Raw genomic sequence first — 1,953 nt, 5'->3', positions numbered from 1 at the left:
ACGGATAGGAAATTCAACCGCATGAGGCCAAGTATGGCACGAGTTTTGGGCCTCGAAACACGTTCGGCCAAGGAAGGTTGAGCGCTCGCTTGCCGCTCAATGGCAAGAGCTTGGGAGGCAGTATGCATTTGGGCCTGGCGCGCGTGCAGCTGCTTCCCCGCAGCGATGGATACCGCCGCTTCACTGGGTCACCAATTGACGCGCTGGTCTACCTCGTCGGGTTGAGCTGCCAGATCCCAATCCGGCTCGCCTTGCGCACCATCATCCACCGGCGCGTCGCAGCCCTCCCACAGCGGTGGCCCGCGTGCCGGGGTGATGTGCGGGGGGGCAGACTCCACCCCGATGTGGTTCAGGATGTGGCGGATTTCGGCGCTGTGGGTGATGAAGGCAATGATGCGCATCTGCCCACCGCACATGGGGCACAGCAGCGGAAATGCCTCGTAGATGCGGGCAATCAGCACCGCCCACAAGTAATGCGCCGCTCGCTTCGGGCGTGCTTCAGGTTCGGGTGTGGGTGTGGCCGCGTTGCCCGGCGCCGCCACCCCAGGTACGCCCGCGCCAGGTTGTGCAGTCTCCACCGTGGCTGGTTGCGACGCAGCAGGCTGAGCCAGCGCCGTTACCGCCGCTCTCAGCGGCGAGTTTGGTGCCAGCACACCAAAGTAGCGGTGCCGGTGGGTGCGTGGCGGTGGCACCAGCGCGGCGATGCGGTCGATCAGTTCCAGCGGTGTGAGGTGCAGCTCATCTGCCTTGGCACCACGCTTGTCACTGGTGGGCTCGCTGCGCTGTTTGGCACAGCGGTACACCAGTTTGCTTCCCTCTTTGCGTAGGCGCTCCATGGAAAACGGTGGACGCGCGCAATAGCGCAGCAGCCGCTCCAGCGCAGCGCGGTCGTGGGCTTCGATGCAGACACCGGCGTCCACCGAGAAGCCGCTGTGTTTGTAGCCCAGCATGTCTTTGGCGTCACAGTTCTCCAGCAGGCCCCGAGCAACGAAGGCGCGCAGGATGCGTTTTTGCAGTGTGGTCTGCACTGGGGCCACGGTAGCCGCATCGATGCCGGTGGCCGCGTGAAAGATGACACCCGGCGATGAGATTCGAGGGGTCGCATCAGCATCGCCCTCGCCCTCCACTTCCTCAAACACCCCGTCCACCACACAAACGTGGAAGTGGACGTGTTCATTGAGGCTGGAGCCGAATCGGTGAATGAAGGCGATGGCACCGATGTGCAGGCCTGCCTTGTCCATATGGGCCGCACCGGGGCTGTGGGTCTGCAGAGTTTGTGCGATCACCCGCAGAAAGATGCGCAGCACCATGCTCAGCACCGCTCCGTCGCGTTGCATGAAGTACCGCAACCTCTTGGGCACGGAGAGCACCCACTGGCGCACCGGCAGGCGGGGGAATACGTGATCGTTCAGGTGCGCTGCTGTCTCCACCATGCGCCGGGTGGTGCACGAGGGGCAGACTCCCCGGCCTTTGCAGGAGAAGGCTACAAAGTAGTCGTGCCCACAGTCGCCGCAGCGAGCGCGGGCAAAGCCATGGGCAAAGATGCCGCACTCAAGATACTTGGCAAACGCTTTGCGCACGAAGGGCTTGGGGGTGTGGTGGTCGCCCTGGCCGTCGAACTGACCCGCGCTGGCCAACTCTAGCCAGGTCTCGTAGTGCTCGGCTACCGTTTGGTACAGCAGCGTGCGTTCGGGGTGGCGTGGGTTGTAGAGCTTGGGCTTGGAAGTGGCTGACATGAATGCTGTACAAATGCACAGTATTCTGCGGCGATTGTTTGGGTACGCAAAGCACAAGGCCCGAACCGTCGCCAGTTCGGGCCTTGTCAGGGTAGCTTGGCTGCGGACTTACTTGCGCGCAGGCGGCACATCCGTGCAGCTGCCATGCGCCACTTCCGCCGCCATGCCGATGCTCTCGCCCAGCGTCGGATGCGGGTGGATGGTCTTGCCGATGTCC

General features: G+C 63.5%; 1 protein-coding gene. It reads right to left on the bottom strand.

Going from position 1 to position 1,953, the window contains the following annotated elements; translation table 11 throughout:
* Positions 1–188: 188 nt before the first annotated feature.
* The gene (locus N878_RS18940; protein ID WP_008328818.1) at positions 189–1,736 is read right to left on the bottom strand and encodes an IS91-like element ISPps1 family transposase; all 1,548 of its coding nucleotides are present in this window, start codon (positions 1,734–1,736) and stop codon (positions 189–191) included.
* Positions 1,737–1,953: the final 217 nt, after the last annotated feature.

The sequence above is a fragment of the Pseudomonas sp. EGD-AK9 genome (assembly GCF_000465935.2).
Classification (GTDB): Bacteria; Pseudomonadota; Gammaproteobacteria; order Pseudomonadales; family Pseudomonadaceae; genus Aquipseudomonas.
This window is presented reverse-complemented; position numbering and strand designations above follow the sequence as displayed.